This is a genomic window from Ditibartonella apihabitans (assembly GCF_002007485.1).
Classification (GTDB): domain Bacteria; phylum Pseudomonadota; class Alphaproteobacteria; order Rhizobiales; family Rhizobiaceae; genus Bartonella; species Bartonella apihabitans.
This window is the reverse complement of the sequence record NZ_CP015820.1, coordinates 1,989,637-2,012,563: the sequence shown is the minus strand read 5'-3', so window position 1 is coordinate 2,012,563 and position 22,927 is coordinate 1,989,637. Positions and strand designations below refer to the sequence as shown.

General features: G+C 47.2%; 18 protein-coding genes. 10 read left to right on the top strand and 8 right to left on the bottom strand.

All coding sequences use genetic code 11. The features are described from left to right. Positions 1-65 precede the first annotated feature (65 nt). From BBC0178_RS09085 to BBC0178_RS09050, 8 genes are all read right to left on the bottom strand, one after another. Positions 66-1,004: an SDR family oxidoreductase gene (locus BBC0178_RS09085; protein WP_225868307.1), complete on the bottom strand. Its 939-nt coding sequence runs from the start codon at positions 1,002-1,004 to the stop codon at positions 66-68. Further along, positions 1,001-2,149, bottom strand: coding sequence for a tRNA epoxyqueuosine(34) reductase QueG (gene queG / locus BBC0178_RS09080; RefSeq protein ID WP_078039924.1), 1,149 nt, complete (start codon positions 2,147-2,149; stop codon positions 1,001-1,003). Before queG ends, BBC0178_RS09085 begins: the two co-directional genes overlap by 4 nt. Continuing rightward, positions 2,130-2,822, bottom strand: a complete 693-nt coding sequence (locus BBC0178_RS09075; RefSeq protein WP_077972509.1) for a glutathione S-transferase family protein — start codon at positions 2,820-2,822, stop codon at positions 2,130-2,132. Before BBC0178_RS09075 ends, queG begins: the two co-directional genes overlap by 20 nt. Positions 2,823-3,520: 698 nt before the next feature. Further along, positions 3,521-4,177, bottom strand: coding sequence for a ribosome biogenesis GTP-binding protein YihA/YsxC (yihA, locus tag BBC0178_RS09070; protein WP_078039923.1), 657 nt, complete (start codon positions 4,175-4,177; stop codon positions 3,521-3,523). Further along, the gene (gene yidC / locus BBC0178_RS09065; protein WP_078039922.1) at positions 4,178-6,025 is read right to left on the bottom strand and encodes a membrane protein insertase YidC; all 1,848 of its coding nucleotides are present in this window, start codon (positions 6,023-6,025) and stop codon (positions 4,178-4,180) included. A 14-nt stretch (positions 6,026-6,039) separates the two neighbouring features. Beyond that, a complete protein-coding gene (gene rnpA / locus BBC0178_RS09060; RefSeq protein WP_078039921.1) occupies positions 6,040-6,408 on the bottom strand; it encodes a ribonuclease P protein component in 369 nt (122 codons plus the stop codon). A gap of 185 nt (positions 6,409-6,593) precedes the next feature. Further along, positions 6,594-6,728 carry a 50S ribosomal protein L34 gene (rpmH, locus tag BBC0178_RS09055; protein ID WP_075869057.1) on the bottom strand — a complete coding sequence of 45 codons (135 nt, stop codon included), beginning with the start codon at positions 6,726-6,728 and terminating at the stop codon, positions 6,594-6,596. A 166-nt stretch (positions 6,729-6,894) separates the two neighbouring features. Further along, the gene (locus tag BBC0178_RS09050; RefSeq protein WP_078039920.1) at positions 6,895-7,965 is read right to left on the bottom strand and encodes an Lnb N-terminal periplasmic domain-containing protein; all 1,071 of its coding nucleotides are present in this window, start codon (positions 7,963-7,965) and stop codon (positions 6,895-6,897) included. An 866-nt stretch (positions 7,966-8,831) separates the two neighbouring features. On the opposite strand from BBC0178_RS09050, the gene BBC0178_RS12340 reads away from it, so the two are divergent. The 10 genes from BBC0178_RS12340 to BBC0178_RS08990 all read left to right on the top strand — a co-directional run bounded on the left by BBC0178_RS12340 (position 8,832) and on the right by BBC0178_RS08990 (position 22,592). Next, a complete protein-coding gene (locus BBC0178_RS12340) occupies positions 8,832-10,127 on the top strand; it encodes an alpha/beta hydrolase (protein WP_149867472.1) in 1,296 nt (431 codons plus the stop codon). 72 nt (positions 10,128-10,199) lie between these two features. Then, positions 10,200-11,345: an Mrp/NBP35 family ATP-binding protein gene (locus BBC0178_RS09030; RefSeq protein WP_078039917.1), complete on the top strand. Its 1,146-nt coding sequence runs from the start codon at positions 10,200-10,202 to the stop codon at positions 11,343-11,345. A 423-nt stretch (positions 11,346-11,768) separates the two neighbouring features. Next, positions 11,769-12,551 carry a lytic transglycosylase domain-containing protein gene (locus tag BBC0178_RS12280; RefSeq protein WP_078039916.1) on the top strand — a complete coding sequence of 261 codons (783 nt, stop codon included), beginning with the start codon at positions 11,769-11,771 and terminating at the stop codon, positions 12,549-12,551. Between the two features lie 1,010 nt (positions 12,552-13,561). Continuing rightward, positions 13,562-14,257 (top strand): orotidine-5'-phosphate decarboxylase, encoded by a 696-nt coding sequence (pyrF, locus tag BBC0178_RS09020; protein ID WP_078039915.1) that lies wholly within the window; start codon positions 13,562-13,564, stop codon positions 14,255-14,257. An 86-nt stretch (positions 14,258-14,343) separates the two neighbouring features. After that, positions 14,344-15,837: a succinate CoA transferase gene (locus tag BBC0178_RS09015; RefSeq protein WP_078039914.1), complete on the top strand. Its 1,494-nt coding sequence runs from the start codon at positions 14,344-14,346 to the stop codon at positions 15,835-15,837. A 3-nt stretch (positions 15,838-15,840) separates the two neighbouring features. Next, positions 15,841-16,725 carry a 16S rRNA (cytidine(1402)-2'-O)-methyltransferase gene (rsmI, locus tag BBC0178_RS09010; RefSeq protein ID WP_078039913.1) on the top strand — a complete coding sequence of 295 codons (885 nt, stop codon included), beginning with the start codon at positions 15,841-15,843 and terminating at the stop codon, positions 16,723-16,725. Positions 16,726-16,983: 258 nt separating this feature from the next. Beyond that, on the top strand, positions 16,984-17,352 hold the full coding sequence (locus tag BBC0178_RS09005) for a YraN family protein (RefSeq protein WP_078039912.1): 369 nt from the start codon (positions 16,984-16,986) through the stop codon (positions 17,350-17,352). 299 nt (positions 17,353-17,651) lie between these two features. Next, positions 17,652-17,897, top strand: a complete 246-nt coding sequence (locus BBC0178_RS09000; protein WP_077972485.1) for a hypothetical protein — start codon at positions 17,652-17,654, stop codon at positions 17,895-17,897. Positions 17,898-18,027: 130 nt separating this feature from the next. After that, on the top strand, positions 18,028-21,831 hold the full coding sequence (metH, locus tag BBC0178_RS08995; RefSeq protein ID WP_078040443.1) for a methionine synthase: 3,804 nt from the start codon (positions 18,028-18,030) through the stop codon (positions 21,829-21,831). Continuing rightward, positions 21,828-22,592, top strand: coding sequence for a pyrroline-5-carboxylate reductase (locus tag BBC0178_RS08990; protein WP_078039911.1), 765 nt, complete (start codon positions 21,828-21,830; stop codon positions 22,590-22,592). Before metH ends, BBC0178_RS08990 begins: the two co-directional genes overlap by 4 nt. Positions 22,593-22,927: the final 335 nt, after the last annotated feature.

The following is a 22,927-nucleotide window of genomic DNA, read 5'->3' as shown; positions in this document are numbered from 1 at the left end:
TCACAATTTAAAAACTTGTCACTCGTCGCAAGCACCCGACCGCCTTTTTTAAAAGGCGTGCGAGCTTAGATCTTTTTATCCCAAAGTTTATCTTTCCACATTGCCTCCAATGCGGTTCGGTAATCGGGATATTTCAGATTATATCCTGTTTTTGAGAGTTTATGATTCAATATTCTTTTATTATCACCATAAAAAGAACGTGCCATGGGCGACATATCGGCTTTTTCGAAGGGAACTTCTTCAAGTTCCATTACACCCATCAATTTTGCAGCATAATGCATGACAGCTTCTGGCGCTGCCGGTTCATTATCGACAATATTGAAAATGCCTTCACGTTTTGCCGAAGAAAAAGCCTTGATGACACCGGCAATATCATCAACATGGATGCGGTTGAAAAACTGCCCCTTTTTAATGACAAGCGTTTTGTTGCCCTGACTCAATTTTATAAAAGGATTGCGCGAAGGGCCATAAATGCCGCCAAGGCGCAAAATGGCAACGGGGATAGTGTGCTTGTTCCCGAAAGCCTGCCATTTCTTTTCCACCTCGAGGCGGGAAATATTGCGTTTAAGCGAGGGGTGACAGGGGGCTTCCTCGTCAATCCACCCACCGTCATGATTGCCATAAACGCCAATCGTTGAAAGATAGCCTATCCATTTTAACTCCGGCATAGATCCAAGAATGTCGGGCCGGTTCAAAACCGCGTCGCTCATTGTGTCATCGGGTGAAACCGAAATAACAAGATGTGTTGTTGTTTGAAGCCTTTCAAAAAAAGTTGGGGTCGGCTCGTCAAAAAGAAATGGTTCGATATTGGCGCTTTCGAGAGTGGCGAATTTTTCTTTTGTGCGTGTGGTGCCGCAAATCCTGCTTTTTGTGGCAGAAGGCGCGGTGTCTGGTGTGTTGGCAACAGGGGCGCCATAAAGAGAGGCGAAGGCGCGAGCCGAATAGCCCGCTCCAAGCATCATGAATTGTTCCGCTGCTTTTCCCTTTGCTCTATCCTGTTTCAATCTTCCCATTCCTTTAACACATCGGGGTTTGAAGAGAATGTTATAGAACGCTTTGCCAATTCATCAAATTCCGCTTTGGTGAGGAGTTGTTTCAAGGCCCAGACGGCCATACCGGCAACAAGCGGGTCGGGATCCTTCAAATGCGGCTTGACCACACTGACGAGTTTTCGGTCGGCGCTGTTTCCCGCAGCAATCAGACAATTGCGGATGAAGCGGTTGCGCCCGATGCGTTTGACCGGAGAAGCGGTGAAAAATGAGCGGAAGGCTGCATCATCGAGTTTCAAAAGAAAATCGAGTTTCGGGGCAATCAGATCTTCTCGTGCTTTGAGTTTGATTTCACGTGTGTTTCGGGCAAATTTGTTCCACGGGCAGGCGGAAAGGCAATCATCACAGCCATAAATGCGGTTGCCGATGGCTTTACGGAATGAAAGCGGAATTTGCTCTTTGAGTTCGATGGTCAGATAGGAAATGCAGCGGCGTGCATCAAGCTGATAAGGGGCGGGAAAGGCATGGGTAGGGCAGGCGGAAAGACAGGCGTGGCAGGAACCGCAATGGTCAACTTCCGGCTCGTTAAAGGTAAGTTCCACATCGGTAAAAATGGAACCGAGAAAAAGCCATGAGCCGAATTCACGGCTTACAAGATTTGTGTGCTTCCCCTGCCAGCCAAGTCCGGCAAGTTGGGCAAGCGGCTTTTCCATAACGGGTGCGGTATCGACAAACACTTTGACATCACCACCGAAACGCGAAACAAAGCGCGAGGCTATCTGCTTGAGACGCCCCTTTATCAATTCATGATAATCACGATGGCGCGCATAATAGGAAATATTGCCGGAGCTTTTGTCGGGTCTCTGGTGGAATTCATGTGCGTCCGGCCCGTAATTCATTGCAAGCATAATGACCGATTTGACGTCCGGCCATAAATTCACAGGTTCCATACGCCGTTTGGCGGTTTCAACCATCCATTCCATGGTTCCGTGATAGCCTTGGTGCAAGGCTTCGACAAGGTGATGGGCCGCTTTTTGATTGTTACAACCGGTAATGGCTATCGCATCGAAACCCTGCGCTGCGGCTTCTTTGACAAGAAATTCCCTGAGGACCAGAAAATCCTTGAGTTTTGCTTTGTCCTTAGAAGTCGAGATCGGCATAATGCGTGCTCGGAGCAATGCCTCTTATGCGGTCATTCAAAAGCGGACGGAACGAGGGTCTCGATTTGATGCGCATATACCAGTCGCGCGAGGCAGGAAAAGTTTTCCAGTCGATTTCTCCCATAAAATCAAGAACAGAAAGAGCCGCAGCAGCGGCAAGATCGGCATAAGAAATGGACGTTCCGGCAAGCCAGTCACGCGAGGCGGCAAGCCATTCGAGATATTTCATATGCGGGCGGATATTGGCACGGGCATAGCGCAAAGTTTGTGAATCGGGTGCTCCACCTCCCTGAGCGAGCGGTATTTCGCGTTTATAAATACGTTCGCGTACAATGTGACGGGTTACTTCGCTTTCAAACTTCGATAAAAACCATTCGGTCAGGCGGCGCACTTCAGCGCGTTCAAGCGGGTTTTCGGGAAAGAAGCGCTGGTCACGACGCAAGCCGCCGCGCGTTTCATCAAGATATTCATAAATGACATAGGCACCGCAAAGCGGCACTTCCCGCTCGGCTAACAATACCGGCACACTGCCGGCCGGATTGAGCGCAAGAAATTCGCGCCGGCGTGCCCATTCATGCTCTTCGATAAGATTGGTGGCAACATCATATTCGTTAAGGATGAGCCTTACAAAACGGGACGAAGAAGACATCGGATGATGAAAAAGCGTTAGCATGACTACTCTGGTTTTTAAAAACTTCAAAAGACCTTATAGAACCCATTCGCCCGAAGAACAAGAAAGGGAACCACGATGCTTCCTCAGTTGCAACACTCATGCTTAACCAATTGTAAAACGCGGCAAAAAATTGTCTCTCAACGTTAATAATTTGAAAACGGAATGTATAAACCGGTGACGTTGAAAAGATGTATTCATCCATTGTTTTGATATTCGGGTTGTTTCATCTTCCCCCTTCAAAATTTCCTTGAGAATTCACTTGAGAATTCACTTGAGAGTTCATTTGTAAACCGATGGCTTTCCCGTGAAGACGTTTTTCGGAGAAGTACCAGAGCCTGTTTTTAAAAAGATAGCTCTCGAAAAGGGAAAATTCTTAAAAATGCAGCCAGGATTTTTTAAAAAACAGGAAGTGATTTTCCAAGAGCCGGTCTTTGCCAACAGTGTTTCAATGATGAGCCCTTGAGTGCAAACGGTGTCGGGCGTGCCAAAACGGTTTTGTTTGTTCGTTGTGGCGCGCATTTTCAGCCGCCAGTTTTGAAAACGAAATCGGGCACAACTTGAAAGGGGCGTAACTTGGAAGGGGCGAAACTTGAAAGGGGCACAACTTGAAAGGGGCGAAACTTCAACCGCGTAAAATTTGACGGGGCAAAACTTGAACGGGGCAAAATTCAATGAACAAAAATTTATCGGGCAAAAACTTATCGGGCAAGCGGATTGGCGGCCTCTAAAATCGTTCCCCTCAAATCATCAAGGCCAATGCCTTTTTCCGAAGAGGTGGCGATGATATGGGGAAAAGCGGCAGGCCGTTTGACGATAGCCTTATGGGTGTTATCAATCAGTTTTTGAAGCTCTGTGGTTTTGATTTTGTCAATTTTGGTGAGAACAATCTGATAGGAAACGGCTGCTTTATCAAGAAGGGTGAGCACATCCTGATCGTTCTTTTTTATGCCATGGCGGGAATCAATCAGCACATAAACGCGTTTTAAAGTGGTGCGACCGCGCAGATAGTCGAAAATGAGCTTTGTCCATTGGTCGACCTGCGCTTTCGGTGCTTCGGCAAAGCCATAGCCCGGCATATCGACAAGTGCAAGCGGCGGCAAATCGTCCACAGTGCCGGCAAAGCCATCAGGCACAAAATAATTGAGCTCCTGTGTGCGACCGGGGGTGTTCGACGTGCGGGCGAGACTTTTATGTCCGACCAACGCATTGATGAGCGAGGATTTGCCGACATTGGAGCGGCCGGCAAAGGCAATTTCGGCTGGCCCTTCGGGCGGCAGAAACTTCATTGCCGGTACACCGCGGATAAAAATCCAGTTACGGGCAAAAAGTCCCGCCAATGCAGGACTGTCTGTCACTTATTTGGTCTCTTTCTTCGGTTTCTTTTTGAAGATGGCTTTGAGATTGTCCCAAAGTTCGATCTTTGCACCCTGACGTTTCATGATGATTGCCTGCTGGCAGATCGACAGCGTGTTGTTCCATGCCCAGTAAATAACAAGACCGGCAGGAAACGAGGCGAGCATGAATGTAAAGACAATCGGCATCCATGTGAAAATCATGGCCTGTGTCGGGTCGGGCGGTGTCGGGTTCATGCGCATTTGCAAGAACATGGTGATACCCATAATGACAGGCCACGCGCCAATCATCAAAAATGCCGGAACATTATAGGGAAGCCAACCGAACAGATTGAAGAGCGATGTCGGGTCGGGAGCTGCAAGGTCCTGAATCCAGCCAAAGAACGGCGCATGGCGCATTTCGATGGTGATATAGAGCACTTTATAAAGGGCAAAGAAAATCGGGAATTGCACAAGTAGCGGCCAGCAACCGGCGAGCGGATTGATTTTCTCGGTTCTGTAAAGCTCCATAATGGCTTGTTGCTGCTTGACCTTGTCATCGGCATATTTGGTGCGGATTTCCATCATTGCCGGTTGTACGACCTTCATGCGGGCCATGGACTTGTACGACTTGTTGGCAAGCGGGAATAAAACCGCCTTCAAAATGACAGTGACGAGCAGAATGGCAACGCCGAAATTGTTGGTGAGCTTAAAGAGAATGTCGATCAAAGCAAACATCGGCTTGGTGATGATAGAGAACCAGCCCCAGTCAATCAACAATTCGAATTTTAAAATTTTGAGATTATCCTGATAGGCATTGATGGTTTCAACGCGTTTTGCACCGGCAAACAAATGATTGGTAACAGTTTCGGTTGCACCGGAAGCAACGGTGATGACCTTGCCGGTCAAATCCGACTGATAATGGGTGGAAAGACGGTCGAAATAGACAAAACGGCTCGTATATTCCTCATCCTGCGGAGGAATGGCAGCAACCGCCCAATATTTGTCGGTAATGCCGATAAAGCCACCTTTGACCTTGTCGAAAACCATTTTCTTTTCATTTGCCGCATCGGGTTTCAAATCTTTCAATGCGGAATATTTTTCTTCCTTGAGGCCGTCATCACCGGCAACGCCGATCATGCCTTCATGAAGAAGATAGGTGGCACTTGCGTGTTCGGGAGGAGCAGCGCGGGCAACGCGCGCATAAGGCAGAAGGCTTACAACCGAAGAGGCATTGTTGGTGACACTGTCGGAAATGGTGAACATATAATTTTCGTCAACCGAGATCACACGGTGGAAGACCTGACCCTGACCATTATCATAGACAAGATGGACAGGTGTCTTGGGGGTCAAGGTTGTGTTTTCACCATCAACCTTCCATTCGGTATTGAATTGCGGCAGGCTTCCGGCGGGCAATCCCTTGCCGGTAAAACCGAATTCGGCAATATAGGTTGTGTTGAACCCGTTCGGGTTAAGAAGGGCAATTTCCGGCGAATTCTTGTCAACCGTCAGGCGGTAATTTTTCAAAAACAGATCATCGAACTGGGCACCGACAAGATTGATCGACCCTTGAAGCTCGGGCGTGTCGATTGCAACACGTTTGGATTTTTTAAGTGCCGCGTCGCGTGCGTCCGGTGTCATTTCGAAACCGGCGGGGTTTGTTTCTTCTTTGTTTTGCGGCGGTGTTACAGTGCCATTTTCGGCAGTCGGAACGGCCTGATTTTGCGCGTTTTCATCTTTCTCGATCTGGCGGGCAATTTCCTGAGCCTTTTGCTGGTCGGCATTTTTCGGCGCAACATAAAAATACTGCCATGCAAGAATGATAAGGAGCGACAATCCAATAGCAATGAAAAAATTACGATTATATTCCATGAGCGATTGTCCTGTTACCGTTTCGAGTTTTGTAATTTTTGCCTGAACCGGCGTTCCATTTCTCCGGTCAGACTGTCGAATGATGCTAGAAGCGCATCGGGCCGCGCAATAATGACATAATCTGTCCCGGCGGCAATGTCACGCTTTAATGAAAGCCGGAAAGCCTCGCGTAAACGCCGTTTGATGCGATTACGCTTGACTGCATTACCATTTTTGCGTGTGACAGTAAAACCGACACGCGGCGGCGTTATTGCCCTGATTTCTTCCGGCAAATTCCGGCTTTTCGATTCGAGAAGAAAAAACGGTCCGCGCCGTTTTTCGCCGTTTCTTAATGCCAAAAAATCCGCCCTTTTACGAAGGCGGAGGAAGGATTTCTCACTCATCGGAAAAACCTCTGACAAAACTCTGCCTTGAAAGAGCGGGTTTTAACGGGTGTCTCAACACTGGCCTTTTTACAACAAAAATGGGAAAACCGGTCATAATGCCTATCTTTCCCGTGGTTGTAAAATCCCTGAAAAACCGGAAAATTGAAACCGGAAAAATTGGAAAGCCGGAAAAAACCGAAAAATCAGGCTGAAAGGCGCTTGCGACCGCGGTTGCGGCGAGCAGCGACGACTTTGCGGCCACCAAGGGTTGCCATGCGCGCACGGAAGCCGTGGCGGCGTTTACGGACGAGTTTGGACGGTTGATATGTACGTTTCATTTATTTAACATACCGCGGCGTGCGGCCCTTCTTGGTTCTATGTGCGGTTTTCCGCCGGTTGAACAGTTTTCAAAACCTTGTGCCTTTGAACAAAGTACTCTGAACAAAGTACTACGAATAAAGGACAGGGCAATTTTTGCGCTTATACGGTTTAGTTTTCGCCGAGTCAATTGCCGTTCGTATTTCGTGCCCGTCCGGTATCAACAGAAGAGCGCCTGATATCAACAGAATATTGGTCGCGGCGGCCTTTTATCTGGGGCTTTATATGGGCTTCGTCAACAAGCTCTTTTAACGTTTTTTTCGTATCGACCACTTTGAGGTCATAAAGATAGGAGGGGAGCTGTCCTGAAAAGAGAATGCGCCAGTCAAGCGGAATACCGGGGTCGAGTACGCGAGCCATATCGAAAACGACTGTCGTGCAATTAGCCGTAACCGTGTTATAAAAACGTGCTTTATGGGCAAGTTTATCGGCTGTTTCGAGATAGTTCACAAAGAGTTCTTTTATCTTTTCCTGACGCACATTGATCGGATAGCGATAAACATTTTCATGCCTGATATCGGTGCGCAATTTTATGATGTCTTCTTCAGGTGCGGCTATCATGATCAATTCGAATTCTTTGAAAAAACCGCCAATAGCCGAAAAGCTTTGTTCTTTTGTGCGCCGGATTTCGGCAGAAAACACCAGATGGCGCCCGTCCTTGAAAGTAAAGCCCACAAGCGTGTGGGCAATATAAGGGCCCATCCAATAGGATAGATAGACATCAAGCCCGATAAGATCATTGATATTATAAGTCCCGTTTTCCCAGTTTTCCTTTCCCTCGTAAGGCGCGATCCATTCGAAATTGCGGATGTTTTGAAGATGCACAATATCGGGATTGATCGGGTCGAATGTGGCTTCCACACTGCGCGCAAGTTCGGGTGCCCAATCACGGTGCAGTGTCGGCCTGATTGACGACCACCATATGATTACGCCGATAAACATGAGAGCTAAAAGAATGCGCGATTTCCATGGTGATTTGAATTCGAGGATAAGCGCATAAATGCCGACAACCACCCATAAAGCGGCAATAAAGACAAAGCCCGCCATATTGAACGGTAACTGGTAGAAAAACGCAAAGAGGCTCCATACCAGCATGAAAAAGGCAAAACAGACCCACACTATACGCGCAATTTTTGCAAGAATACGCAATAGAAAATGTGACAGAGTGCTTTCCCGATGTAAAATAACTTTATTCATAACTACCCGAATTCATAATGACCCGATCAATCAGAAAATGCCTTTTTATTAAAAAATATTGGCCTGATGTAGTCCTTTCAAAGAATAATGTTGTATTCAACCAGAAAACAACCTATGATTGTTAATTGTAGCGTAAGTGTATCGGGTAGAAAGATGAACGAACATTGCACAGATATGCAACGACTGATGTTGATGATTCGTCAATATCTTTCAAAGCAAAATAGTTCGATCGAAGAGCCGGTCAACAGTATTTTCGAGGTTGAAAGATCGTTGAGAGAATACCGTTCCTTTGATAACAGCTGTACTACTCCCGATGAAATTCTGCGTCGGCTATTGTGTTTCGAGGCTTTGAGACTGGGGATGATTTTGTATTTCGGCGATGATTACCGGAATTTCGCAAAAAGATAAGGGCTTTTCCGAAAACGCTTGTTTAAAAACGCTTGTTTAAAAATGTTTTTGAGAAAAAGCGCCGCCTTACCCCAAAACTTATGCGAAAATGTGTGAGGAGAGAAGGGCGTACGGGTCTGCTGCAAATCTTTGCAACAAGCACATCGGCTATAAGCATATCGGCAACAAGCAAATCGGATTTTCCGTTTCGGCAAATTTGCTTATTGAAAGTCGATATTCTATTTCGATATTGGATATTTCATTTGATGACGGGCGGCAAAAGCCCCTCGCTGTTTTTCCATGTGCTGTTTTTTCATGTGCTGTTTTTCCATGGGCTGTTTTTTCATCTGTTTGTCTTTAAGTTTTTCTGACAGCTTAAGGCAGGCGCTATTGGCTCTTCACTGCGAATTGTTTTGGTTAAACAGCCTTTAACCCTTATATTGAAGAATTGTTAAAAGGTTCATCGGCATAATGGAGTTATGACAAAAAAGTCCGTTTTTTTTCTTGCGTTTATTGTTCTGGCATTGGCAAATTTTGTTTGTGATGCCGTGGCTTTCACTCAGCCATCTGTCAAGGATATGTGCGGCCATTTCATGAATGACGATTTTGCGGGTAAAACAACCGGAGCGGAAGAAAACGAGGGCACATCGGCTACGCCGCCATTAGTGACATCAGACAGCGCCAATTATCGCGCAGCCGATATGCCTAAAACCGATAGCGTGCTTCAGCGTTCAAGCACAGCCCATCATTTCACCAAAAGCGGTGATATTATAAAAAACCGCAAGATTGTAAAAAGCCGCGCCGATATAAAAATAAACGCCAATATAAAAATAAACGCCGATATAAAAATAAACGCCAATAAAAAAACAAGCGACGGGTTAAAAAGCCCTTATAATGTAAAAAGCCCTTATAATGTAAAAAGCCCCGGCAATGTGATGAAGATCAATGCAACCCTGTCGAATGGCGCGGTTCAAAACGGTGTGGTGCCGCTCAAATCCGGTTTGGCAAAATTACCGGGAAAATTCAGAGCTGCTCCTGAAGCCGACACCGCCAACAAAACTCCGGATAAAGGAATTTTTATGCAGAAAAATAATGATAATAGTGCCGATATTGTCCGTCTTGATAATTTCCGTTATCGCATTGACCGCGCTGCCAATCCGTCGGGAGAAGTCATTATTCTCTTGCATGGGTCGGGGGGTGATGAAACCACATTGTTTTCCTTTGCCCGCCCGATTTGGCCACAGGCAACACTTGTGGGCATTCGTGGGCGCATTGTGCAAAACGGCGAAACGCGCTGGTTTAAAAAAATTACACCGACAAAATTCGATCAGAAAGATGCGGTTGACGAAGCGGAAGCTTTTGTCAAGTTTTTGACCGATCTTGGTGAAGAGGATCAATATGATTTGTCGCGGGCAACCTTTGTCGGTTATTCGAACGGCGCCAATTTGCTGGCGGTCATTATCATGCGCCATCCCGAACTTGTCCGGCGTGCTGTTCTTATGCGTTCTATGCCGGTTCTTGATACTTACCCGCACACAAATTTGTCAAAAACCAATGCGCTGATTATTTCGGGGAAAAAAGATTCCCTTTATTCGCCTTTTCAACCGGCTTTGTCGGCGATGCTCACCGAAAACGGTGCCAAAGTCGATAGTGAAATCGTGAACAGTGACCATATGATTGGTGAAAAAGATCGCGAGATGATTGTGAAATGGTTGGGCAACCAAAATTCAAGCCGCATTTTGGCCAATACAAAAACCGGAAAAACTGCTCATTAGCCGGTTGACCAACGGCTTGTCAGCGCGATAGGAAAGAAAAAAATCCAGCAAATTTGCAGGAAGGAAAATTTCGTGTCCAATATCACAAGCGATGATGTTGTTGATGAATTGCGTAAGGTCAAAGGGCCCGATTTTGAAAGCGATATTGTTTCGCTCGGGCTTGTTTCGGAAATATTTATTTCCGATGGCAAGGTCTTTTTTTCGATAACTGTGCCGGATGAAAGGGCACAAGAACTGGAGCCGTTGCGACAGGCTGCGCAAAAGGTTGTCGAGGCAATGGATGGCGTTAAAGCCGCAATTGTCACATTGACGGCCGAGAAAAAGGGTTCGGCCAATGCTACTGAAACGGCAAATAGCGCTGCGCCCCATAAGGGACCGGCAAAAAGAATTGTTGTCGAACCGGGGCACGCCGCCCCGAAAATTGCGCGTGCAAGCCATGGCATTGGTGAAAAAATGCCGATTGACGGGGTTAAACATATTATTGCTGTGGCCTCCGGAAAGGGAGGCGTTGGCAAATCGACAACTGCAATCAATCTGGCTTTGGCACTTGCCGACAAGGGGCTTAAAGTTGGGCTCTTGGACGCCGATATTTACGGGCCGTCCTTGCCAAGGCTCACCGGCCTTATCAACCAGCGCCCGCGTGCGGTTGAAGGCAACAAGCTTGAAACGCTGGAAAAATTCGGCCTGAAATTGATGTCGATGGGCTTTCTCGTGGATGAAGACCGGCCAATGGTTTGGCGTGGTCCCATGGTGATGTCGGCTGTTACCCAATTTTTGCGCGATGTTTTATGGGGGCCGCTTGATGTATTGGTTGTCGATATGCCCCCCGGCACCGGTGACGCACAATTGACCCTTGCCCAGCAAGTGCCGATGACCGGCGCGGTTATTGTGTCCACCCCGCAGGATTTGGCGTTGGTTGACGCGCGCAAGGGCATAGAGATGTTTACCAAGGTCGGCGTGCCGATTCTGGGCGTGATCGAGAATATGAGCTATTTTATCGCTCCCGACACCGGCAAGCGCTATGATATATTCGGTCATGGCGGGGCACGCAATGAAGCCCACCACCGGCAGGTGCCGTTTTTGGGAGAAATTCCGCTTGATCCGGATGTGCGCGCTTTGTCGGATGCCGGTACACCGGTCTATATTGCCAAACCGCAAAGCACTTTTGCCAAACTTTATAGCGAAATAGCCGATCGGCTAAAAAGTAACCTTTTGTAAACGAAAAGGCGAAATTTAACCCTTTGTAAACCATGTTTTGCGATTCTTTAAAAGTTGTGTTAGGTTGACTTTGCAACTTAGGTGCCTAAATGTCGTTTTCGAACGCTGTTCAATGCCTTTTCACAACATTGGATAACGTTCCGGAGCTTCATTGAGTGTGGTGCGCTTTCATGTCGAACTTCGGTTTTTCATGAGGTTATCCACTTAAATGACAAGAAAATGACATTTTGGTCACAGGATTGCCATGAAATCGGCTCATCAGGAGTTGTCGCGCAAAGAGTACGGCGGCAAAGTGTACAGCGTATGTGCGTTTTTTGATGGCCAAAATATTTGGCTTTCTTGAATATTTTATAAAAGCCTGAACAAGTTGAATGGGGCTTGGACAGGTTTTAAGAAAAAGTTTGTATTAAAAACGGGTGGTGTATGACTAAACGACGTTTGATAGTCAGTGGCAGTATTGTCGTACTAACGGGTTTTCTGGGAGCATGTACCCAGCAAAACAAACCCAAAGCCGAACTCGCTGATGAAACCGCGTCGTTTGCACGTGTCGGAACAATGACAACGCCGTTATCATACGGTTATCTGATTGACAAAAAATTTCCGGTTCCGGTGTTCAAGGAATTGGCATATAATGGAAAAGAAGCCAATCCTGCAGCTCTCGCTAGAGAAAATGCCGCCAATCCCGATGCCCTCAAATCCTCGTCGGGGCCCGTTGAACTTGCCCATGCAAGCCCGGAAGTCGAACAGCTCATTTCCAAATATTCAATGGCCTATAATGTGCCGGAAAGTCTCGTAAGACGTGTTGTCAAACGCGAAAGCAATGGTAACCCCAATAGTCGTAACGGGCCCTATCTCGGGCTCATGCAAATCAGTCATCCGACGGCCAAAGGCATGGGTTATCAAGGGGATCCGAAAGGGCTTCTTGACGCAGAAACGAATTTGCGTTTTGCCGTGAAATATCTGGCCGGCGCCTATAAAGTGGCAGAAGGCGACGAGACGCAGGCCGTGCGTCTTTATGCCCGCGGTTATTATTATGATGCCAAGGCTAAAGGACTTTTAGGCGAGACAGGGCTTGGCGACAATTCCGGCATTTCGGATGACGCAAGAAATGCTGTCGAATCGGTTACCAGACCGAAAACCGATGCCAGCACCGGTAACGGCACGGTCAATATTCCGATACCGCAAATGAAAAGTAGCGGGACCTGATTTTTAAAAAAGTCGGGTTCACCTCTTTGATTGTTATGCTTTTGCCAAAAGAAAAGCACATAAAGATCACTTACGGGCAAGCGGCCGGTTTTATGGGGCGCGACACTTACCAATATTAAAACCGGTATCAAGCGAAGCAAGCACTATTAAGCAAAGCAAGATTAAGCATAATTTATTCAAGCTTTCAAAAAAATTGCCGGTGAATGAATGCTGTTTGGCGTGTCACTCGACAAGCTGTTCAACAATAATAGAGATTTCATCGAGTGTAACAGAGTGGCTTTCCGGAAAAAACTGACCGGTCGCATATGTTCACTGCGCTCCAAGGTCGAGTGATCTCATCATAATAATCTATCCATAATAATCCGGCCATCATGATCTGACTTTTATGATCTGGCCTTGGTGCTTCGCTTTGGTGATGATCTGACCATCATGGGAAACCGATAGCATCGAAGACCGGAATACATTGACCAGCTTTCTAAAAACATCACTTAAGCTTTTTCACAAAAACAGGTTTTGATACAGTTTCTTGATTGTCGTTTTGTTACAATTTCCGGATTGCCATTTCAGAGAGCACTGTTTGTCCAACAATGAGAATAAGCTTCGCGATTAAGTCAACGCTGTTTCGAAAGTTTTTGGACGTAACCGATAGAAGCAAACCGATTTTAGCCTGATTGTTTTGAGCCTCATTAAAATTGTCGGACAAAAGGTACACAATTGCTTGGTTTTTGGAGCACAATTACTTGATAAGAGGGGATAATTGCTTGATAACAGGGTACAATTGCATGATAAGGATGAGTGGAAAGTTGTACTTTCGGCTTATGCCTGATAATGAGCTTTTTAATGGAACCTATTCTGTTCAAGAACAGTTTGATTTCAAAAATTAAGGAAGTCGGAACAGGACCGGAACAAGATTTATACCACTTGGAGTCAATTCCAGATCGTTAAAATAGGTCAGGATTGTTAAAAGGGTTGAGGTTTGTTAAAAGGGTCATGGGAATGGAGTTTGATTGATGGCAAGTGTTATGCGAGATCGGTTAATCGTCGGATTGGACGTGGCTGATATTCGGCAGGCAGAAAAGCTGGTTGAACAATTAGGTGATACAGTCGGCTTTTATAAAATTGGCTATCAATTATTGTTTGCAGGCGGGCTTGAATTTGCCCGTGAACTCAAAGCGGCAAACAAAAAAGTTTTCCTTGATATGAAACTCCTCGATATCGACAATACGATTGCGAGTGCGGTTGAAAATGTCGTCAAGCTCGGTGTCGATATGTTGACTGTTCATGCCTATCCGAAGGCCATGCGTGCAGCCGTGAAAGCGGCCAAAGGGAGCAATCTTTGTCTCCTCGGTGTGACGGTGCTCACCTCTATGGATGACGCTGATCTTAAAGCAGCAGGTTATTCAGACGATGCCAAAACATTGGTGCTAAAGCGGGCGAAAGACGCGCGTTTGGCAGGAATGGGTGGAATTGTCGCTTCGGCTGCGGAAGCCCAAGCATTAAGAAATGTTATTGGCCCTGATATGGCTCTGGTCACGCCCGGTATTCGCCCCAAAGGGGCAGATAAAGGCGACCAGAAACGTGTTATGAGCCCGAAAGAAGCGATTCAAGCCGGTGCAAGTCATCTTGTTGTTGCCCGACCGATTGTCAAAGCGGACAATCCGTTACAGGCGGCCAAGCTGATTTTAACTGAAATGGAAGAGGCTTGATAGCATAAGCCCAGCAAACGTTACCTGGATTTTCAAAAGTTTCGCAGGGAGGCTGGCTAAAATGTTGTTGAGAATGGGAGTATGGAATGTTTGAAGATCGAATTCAAAGTGAGGAATTGAGAGCAAAAATCGTCTCGGCGGACGAGGCGGCAAGTCTGGTCAAAGATGGTATGGTTGTCGGCATGAGCGGTTTTACCCGTGCGGGCGATGCTAAACTTGTTCCTCATGCAATGGCAAAGCGGGCGAAAAAACACCCTTTTAAAATCAGCCTGTTGACAGGCGCTTCTCTTGGTCATGACACCGACAAGATATTGAGCGAGGCGGGTGTTCTTGCCCGCCGTATGCCGTTTCAGGTTGATACCGCTTTAAGAGCGGCAATCAATCGCGGCGAAGTTATGTTTATTGACGAACATTTGTCGGAAATGGTCGAGCAATTGCGCGCCCACCAGTTACCACCGGTCAATATTGCCATTATCGAAGCGATGATGATTCATAAAGATGGTTCGATCGTGCCGACAACATCTGTCGGCAATTCGGCAAGCTTTGCCTTGGGGGCAGATAAAATTATTATCGAACTCAATACCAGCATCAATCCGGATTTTGAAGGCATACATGATATTTATATTCCCGAAGCACGGCCAAACCGCAAGCCCGTCGGGGTAGTAAAACCGGATACGCGCATCGGCACGACTTCAATCAAGGTGGATAAAAACAAGATTGCGGCCATTGTCATTTCGGATGTGCCGGATAGCCCGTCATTGATTTCGCCAGCCGATGATGCAACCAATGCCATTGCCCGCCATTTGACCGAATTTTTCTTAAAAGAGGTCGATCAAGGGCGCATGGATATGACATTAAGCCCCATTCAGGCGGGGATCGGCACCATTGCCAATGCGGTTCTGACAGGCTTTGTGAATAGTCCGTTCCACAATTTGCAAATGTATAGCGAAGTGTTGCAGGATTCGACATTCGAACTTTTCGATGCCGGCAAGCTCGATTTTGCATCGGCCTCGTCAATTACTTTGAGCGAAGCCTGTGCTGCACGGGTTTTCCCGAATATCGGGCGCTATAAGGACCGGTTGATCTTGCGGCCGCAAGAAATTTCGAATTATCCGGAAATTATCCGCCGCCTCGGTATTATTGCGATCAATACCGCACTTGAAGCCGACATTTACGGCAATGTTAACTCGACCCATGTCGGTGGCACCCATATGATGAACGGTATTGGCGGTTCGGGCGATTTTGCGAGGAATGCCTATATTTCCGTTTTTGTAACGAAATCGGTTGCCAAAGGTGGCAAGATTTCTTCCATAGTGCCGATGGTTGCCCATGTCGATCATACAGAACATGATGTCGATGTTCTGGTGACAGAATTGGGCTATGCCGATTTGCGCGGTCTTGCACCACGTGAACGTGCACCGCTTATCATTGAAAAATGTGCCCATCCCGACTATCACGATATATTGCGCGATTATTTCGATCGTGCTTGCAAAACGGTTGGTGGCCAGACCCCGCATATTCTTGAAGAAGCCTTTTCATTGCACGAAAAGTTCAAGAAAACGGGTTCAATGTTAGGATGAGTTTTGGCAGACAGGAAATATATCATCGGGGCGAATGCTTATGAAGCACCGGCACTTGAACCGGCGCTCTATCTTGTGGCAACACCGATAGGAAATCTTGGCGACATCACCTTGCGGGCAATAGAAACTATCGCCGCTGCCGATGTTCTTGCCTGCGAAGATACCAGAGTGACACGCATATTGCTTGATCGCTATGGCATTCACCAGAAGCCGATTGTCTATCAGGAACATAATGTCGAGGAAGCAGGCAGAAAACTTCTCGGCGCTCTCGAAGATAATCAATCGGTCGCGCTGGTGAGTGACGCTGGCATGCCACTTGTTTCCGACCCCGGTTTCAGGCTGGTTGCCGAGGCGCGCGAAAAAAACATCAAAATCGTGCCCGTTCCGGGTGCTTCTGCCGCTTTGACAGCGTTGATTGCAACAGGCCTACCAACCGACAGCTTTTTCTTTTCCGGCTTTCTTCCAACAAAGTCCATGCAAAGAAAAGCCCGCCTTGAAGAACTGGGCTTAATTCCCGCTTCATTGATTTTTTACGAGTCGCCGCATCGCGTGTCTACAACTCTGGCCGATATGGTTGATGTTTTCGGGAAAGACCGCCGTGGTGCGATCTGTCGCGAAATGACCAAAAAATTCGAGACAGTCGATGTCGCTCCACTTTCGGAATTGAAAGAACGCTATAATGATAGCGAAAAAATACGCGGCGAAATTGTTATTATTGTCGAGCCGCCATCAAAACAGGAAGAAAAATTCAGTGCGGAAGAAATCGACAAACTTCTGATCGACCTTGCGAAAGATCATCCCGCAGCAAAAGCCGCCGCAGAAGCAGCGAAAATCACAGGACACAAAAAACCGGAACTCTACAAACGCCTTTTATCGCTGAAGGATTAAGCTTTTTGAAGCGGATCAGGGGCTTTAAAAAAAGGTTAGGGTGGCTCGAAAAGCTCAAGTAACTGAAAGAGATGAGGGACTCGACAAAATCCGTTAAATTTCTTTCCGTCAATTTTTAAATTTTCGGCCCTCTCGCCTTTGAAATAGTTAAGGGAACGATCTAAGAACGGTGTTTTTTAAAAAATATTTCTGTATAAATCTTTATTCTTATGAGTAGATAGATGTGTCATTTGTCTTCCCCTTTCATGAAGAGAGATCATGAACAAAAAACGCAAGCAGAAAATATATTCACGCGGCATTTATGCTGAAAGGCTTGCGGGCTTATGGCTGCAAATGAAGGGCTATCATATTGCGGCACGCCGGTTTGAAACCCGTTTCGGCGAAATTGATATTATAGCGCGGCGTGGGCATGTTATTGCGATTGTCGAGGTAAAAGCGCGCCCCACCATTGAAGAGGCGATGGAAGCGGTTAAACAGCCAAGTGAAAAACGTTTTGACAATGCAGCCAATATTTTTCTCGCGCGCCAGCCCGACCGCAAAAAATTGCGGCTGCGCTATGATTTGATTGCAATTAGCCCGTGGAAATTGCCCCGCCATATAGAGGGTTTTTTTCATCCTGAAAATTGAAAAACAACAAGCGGGGAAAGATAACCTGCAATTCCGGCTTGGCAAGTTCAGTTTGTTCAAGATAAGCGGTGTTGTTCATAAAAGCTTCTGCGATAAATAGGCTATAAGAGCTTTAACGATGAAGAGCTCGGGCGAGGAAAAACGATTCCATGAAAAACTTCGTGAGCAGGCGCATTGTTGAAGGGGCACGAACGAAAAAAACATTTCGTTTTTGTCTGTCATGCGTTAGAAGGAAAGAAACATCAAGTAGCCGGACTTTGATTTATGAGAATTGCAAGCCCGCTTGAAGAGGATTGATTATGGACGATTATGAGAAGTTCGCAACCGGTCTTATAATAGTTTTTGGTGCGCTGATTATCGGTGGCCTCTTGGCTGCCCATCTTGTTGCCATGAACCGCGCCGGTTTTATGTTTGCATTAAGCGCCGGTATTATGGGCTGGTTTTCTGCTTTCGCAATTCTGTTCGACAAGAAAAAAGCCTATCTTATTTTGATAATTCTGTCAGTTTTGTGTGTCGCTTGCTCTATCGGTATTTTTGTCCGGTGACGATCACAAAAAGTTTTATTAAAAAGGCGCCGGTTTTTACCGGCGTTTTTTATTTCTATTCTTGCAATTTATTGACATAAAGAAATCTTTATGTCACTCATGACCGGCTGATATGAAAGGTTCCCCTGCTATGTCACATATTGTCGAAAAGTCATCTTCCGGTGAAGAGAAAGCCTCGGGCAAAACGCAAAATCCTGTAGAACAATTGTTCGGTCAAACGGAAAAGCCGAAAAACCGCACGGAAGAATTGCGTCAATTGGCGCGCGAGCGCATTCTTATTCTTGACGGCGCGATGGGAACGCAAATCCAGTCTTTCCATTTTGACGAAGAACATTTTCGTGGCGAGCGGTTTGTGGCCTGTAGCTGTGCTCTTCAAGGCAATAACGACCTTTTGACATTGACCCAGCCGAAAGCCATTGAAGACATCCATTTGCGCTATGCTTTGGCCGGTGCCGACATTCTGGAAACCAACACATTTTCTTCAACCACCATTGCGCAGGCCGATTATGGCATGGAAAATATGGTCTATGAGCTTAACCGTGACGGTGCCCGTCTTGCGCGCCGCGCGGCTTTACGGGCCGAAGAGAAAGATGGCAAGCCGCGCTTTGTTGCCGGCTCCATTGGCCCCACCAATAAGACCGCGTCGATTTCGCCCGATGTCAACAATCCCGGTTTTCGTGCCATTACCTTTGATGAATTGCGCATTGCTTATGGCGAACAGATCAATGCACTGATTGATGGCGGGGTTGACCTGCTTCTCATTGAAACGATCTTCGATACGCTCAATGCCAAAGCGGCTATTTTTGCCGCAAAAGAAGTTTTTGCCAAAAAAAATATCGAATTGCCAATCATGATTTCCGGCACAATTACCGATATGTCGGGGCGCACACTTTCAGGGCAGACGCCGACTGCCTTTCTTTATTCGGTTGCCCATGCCAAGCCGTTTTCTGTCGGGCTTAATTGTGCTTTGGGCGCAAAGGCCATGCTGCCGCTTGTGAAGGAAATGGCCGCCAATACGGAAGAACTCATTTGTGTTTATCCCAATGCCGGTTTGCCCAATGCCTTTGGCGGTTATGATGAAACGCCTGAAATTATGGCAAAAGAGCTTGGAGAATATGCGCGTGAAGGTGTCATCAACATTGTCGGTGGTTGCTGCGGGACCACGCCTGATCATATTCGCGCTATTGCCGAAGCGGTCAAACCCTTCAAACCGAGGAAACCCAAACCGCAGGAAAAGCTTTTGCATTTGTCGGGGCTCGAACCCTTTACACTCACCCACGACATTCCCTTCGTCAATATTGGCGAGCGCACAAATGTTACGGGTTCGGCACGGTTTCGCAAACTCATAACCAATAATGATTATACGGCTGCTCTTGATGTTGCACGCAATCAGGTGGAAAACGGCGCACAGGTCATCGACATCAATATGGATGAAGGCTTGATTGATTCCGTTGCGGCCATGCGCAAATTTTTAAATCTTCTTGCCGCCGAGCCTGATATTTCCCGTGTCCCCGTCATGATTGATTCATCGAAATGGGAGGTTATTGAAGCTGGTCTTCAATGTGTGCAGGGGAAATCCATCGTCAACTCGATTTCCTTGAAAGAGGGTGAGGAAAAGTTTATCGAACACGCAAAACTTGCCTCCCGTTACGGGGCGGCGGTTGTGGTGATGGCTTTTGATGAAAAAGGCCAGGCCGACACCGAACAACGCAAGGTTTCAATCTGCGAACGCGCTTATAGAATTCTTGTCGACAAGGTCGGTTTTCCACCTCAGGATATTATTTTTGACCCCAATATTTTCGCTATTGCAACCGGCATTGACGAGCACAACAATTACGCCGTCGATTTTATCGAAGCGACCAAGGAAATTCGCAAAAAATTGCCTTATTGCCATATTTCCGGCGGGGTCTCCAATCTGTCATTCTCGTTCCGTGGCAATGAGCCGGTTCGCGAGGCGATGCATTCGGTCTTCCTTTATCGGGCAATTGCCGCCGGTATGGATATGGGCATTGTCAATGCCGGACAATTGGCCGTTTACGATACAATCGAACCGAAGCTTAAAAAAGCCTGTGAAGATGTGATCCTCAATAAAGACGCTGGCGCAACCGAACGCTTGCTTTCTTTGGCGGAAGAATATCGCGGTAAGGCCGGTGGCGGCGTGAAAAAAGAAAAAGACTTGAGCTGGCGACAATTGCCGGTGGAAAAGCGCCTTGAACATGCGCTTGTGAACGGCATTACCGAATATATCGACGCTGATACGGAAGAAGCACGCCAAAAAGCCGAACGCCCGCTTGATGTCATTGAAGGGCCGCTTATGGCCGGCATGAATGTGGTGGGCGACCTTTTCGGGTCCGGCAAAATGTTTTTGCCGCAGGTGGTCAAATCCGCCCGCGTGATGAAGCAGGCTGTGGCCATTCTTCTTCCCTATATGGAAGAGGAAAAGCGTAAAAACGGTGGCGAAGGCCACCAGAGTGCAGGCAAAATTATTCTCGCAACAGTCAAAGGCGATGTGCACGATATTGGCAAAAACATTGTCGGCGTTGTGCTTGCCTGCAATAATTACGAGATTATCGATCTTGGTGTGATGGTTCCCGCACAAACCATTCTCGATGCGGCACGGCGTGAAAAAGCCGATGCAATCGGCCTTTCCGGCCTCATTACACCTTCGCTTGATGAAATGGTCAATGTTGCCCACGAAATGGAAAGTCAGGGCTTCGACATTCCCTTGTTGATCGGCGGGGCAACGACAAGCCGCGTTCACACGGCCGTCAAGATCAACCCGCAATATCACCGCGGGCAGAGTGTTTATGTGCTTGATGCAAGTCGGGCGGTGGGGGTTGTTTCATCGCTTCTTTCCCCGCAAACAAAAACCGAAACAATCAAAAAAATCCGTCAGGAATATGCGAAACTTGCCGCCGCCCATGAAAAGGGTGAACAACAAAAGACCCGCGTTTCATTAAGTGAAGCGCGCGCCAATGCACTGAAACTCGATTTCAAGAATTATAAACCGGTCAAGCCGACATTCCTTGGTGTCAAAAAATTCGACGATTGGGATCTTGCCGAGCTTTCGACCTATTTTGACTGGACACCGTTTTTCCAGAGCTGGGAATTGCGCGGGCGTTTTCCGGCAATTCTTGATGATGAAAAGCAGGGGGCAACGGCCCGCCAGCTTTATGACGACGCGCAAAAAATGCTGAAAAAAATCATTGCCGAAAAATGGTTCCATCCGAAAGCGGTGATCGGCTTTTGGCCGGCAAACCGCGTTGGTGATGACATCCGCATTTACACTGATGAAACAAGAAAACACGAGCGGGCAACCTTCTTCACTTTGCGCCAGCAATTGCAGCGGCGCGAGGGAAAGCCCAATCTTGCTCTTGCCGATTTTGTTGCTCCTGTCGGCACGCCCGATTATCTTGGCGGTTTTGTGGTAACGAGCGGCTTTGGAGAGGAAAAAATTGCCGAACGTTTCAAACGCGAAAATGACGATTATTCTTCCATTCTTGTCAAAGCGCTGGCCGACCGTTTTGCCGAAGCTTTTGCCGAATGTCTGCATGAACGCGTTCGCAAAGTCTATTGGGGTTATGCAGCCGATGAAAATTCGACAAAAGAAGATCTGATTGTTGAACATTATCGCGGCATACGTCCGGCTCCCGGCTATCCCGCACAGCCCGATCATACCGAAAAAGGCACATTGTTCGAGCTTCTTGATGCAACAAAAAATACCGGTGTGAAACTTACCGAAAGTTACGCCATGTGGCCCGGCTCGTCGGTTGCCGGACTTTATTTTTCCCATCCCGACAGCTATTATTTCGGCGTTGCCAAGGTCGAACGCGATCAGGTTGAAGATTATGCCGAAAGAAAAGCAATGCCGGTAAGCGAAGTCGAACGCTGGCTTGGACCGATCTTGAATTACGAGGTTAAAAGAGACAAATGAAACTAGGTTTTATCGGTACAGGAACCATTGCCTCGGCCATGGTGGAAGGCTTGATGAAGAGCAATCTTCCGGTGGAACAAATTACGGTTTCACCCCGAAATGCCGACCGCGCGGCAGAGCTTTCCAAACGCTTTGACAAGGTGAAAATCGGCAAAGACAATCAGGATGTAATCGACCAGAGCGATGATGTTTTCATTTGTTTAAGAAGCCAGATTGCCGAGGAAGAATTGAAAAAGCTTGATTTTTCCAGAGCAAAAACAGTTATTTCGGTTATTGCCATGGCAACGGCAAGTGAAACTGAAAAATGGATTGGCAAAAAGGTTTTTCGCGTAATGCCGCTTCCCTTTGTTGCCGAAGCCAAAGGCGTTACGGCAATTTATCCGGATAATCCGGAATTGCGGAAAATTTTCAATGCGATGGGTGGCGCAATTGCCGTCAAGGATGAAAGCCAGTTTGCCTTGATGATGACGGCCGGTTCTCTGATGGGCGTTTATTTCAATTTCATCGAAACAGCAAACCGTTGGTTCGAAAAAAACGGGCTTGATGAAAGCCAGTCGGCACCGTTTCTTGCCTCTATGTTTGGCAATCTTGCCGACGAGGCGCGTAAAGTAGGGAAGCCCGATTTTACTAAATTGGAAGCCGAATATTCGACCAAAAAAGGCACGAACGAGCTGGTCTCCCAATATTTTACCGATCATGGTGGCAGAGAAGCGCTCACCGGCGGCCTTGATGAAGCGTTCAAACGTATCAAAGGCGAGTGAGCGGCTAAAAAGCAATCACCCGCCATTTGTGAACGGTCATAAATCAACAATGCCCGTGCGTTAAAGCCCCACGGGCATATTGAAGGCAGGGGAGGTGCTTGCAACCGATCGCGCGCCATTTGTGAACGGTTTTAAATCAACAATGCCCGAGCAATAAAACTCTGCGGGCATAGAAAAGACGGTCGGGCAATCGACAGAAAATTTGCGCGGTTCGGGAGGGTTGCAAGGCTTCAAAGCAACAGCAGCGCGGGAAAACCTCGAATATATCGGATGCGGTCGGTGAATACTCTAAAACAATCGGCTTGGTTGCCGGACGACCTTTTTAAAAAGTGTTT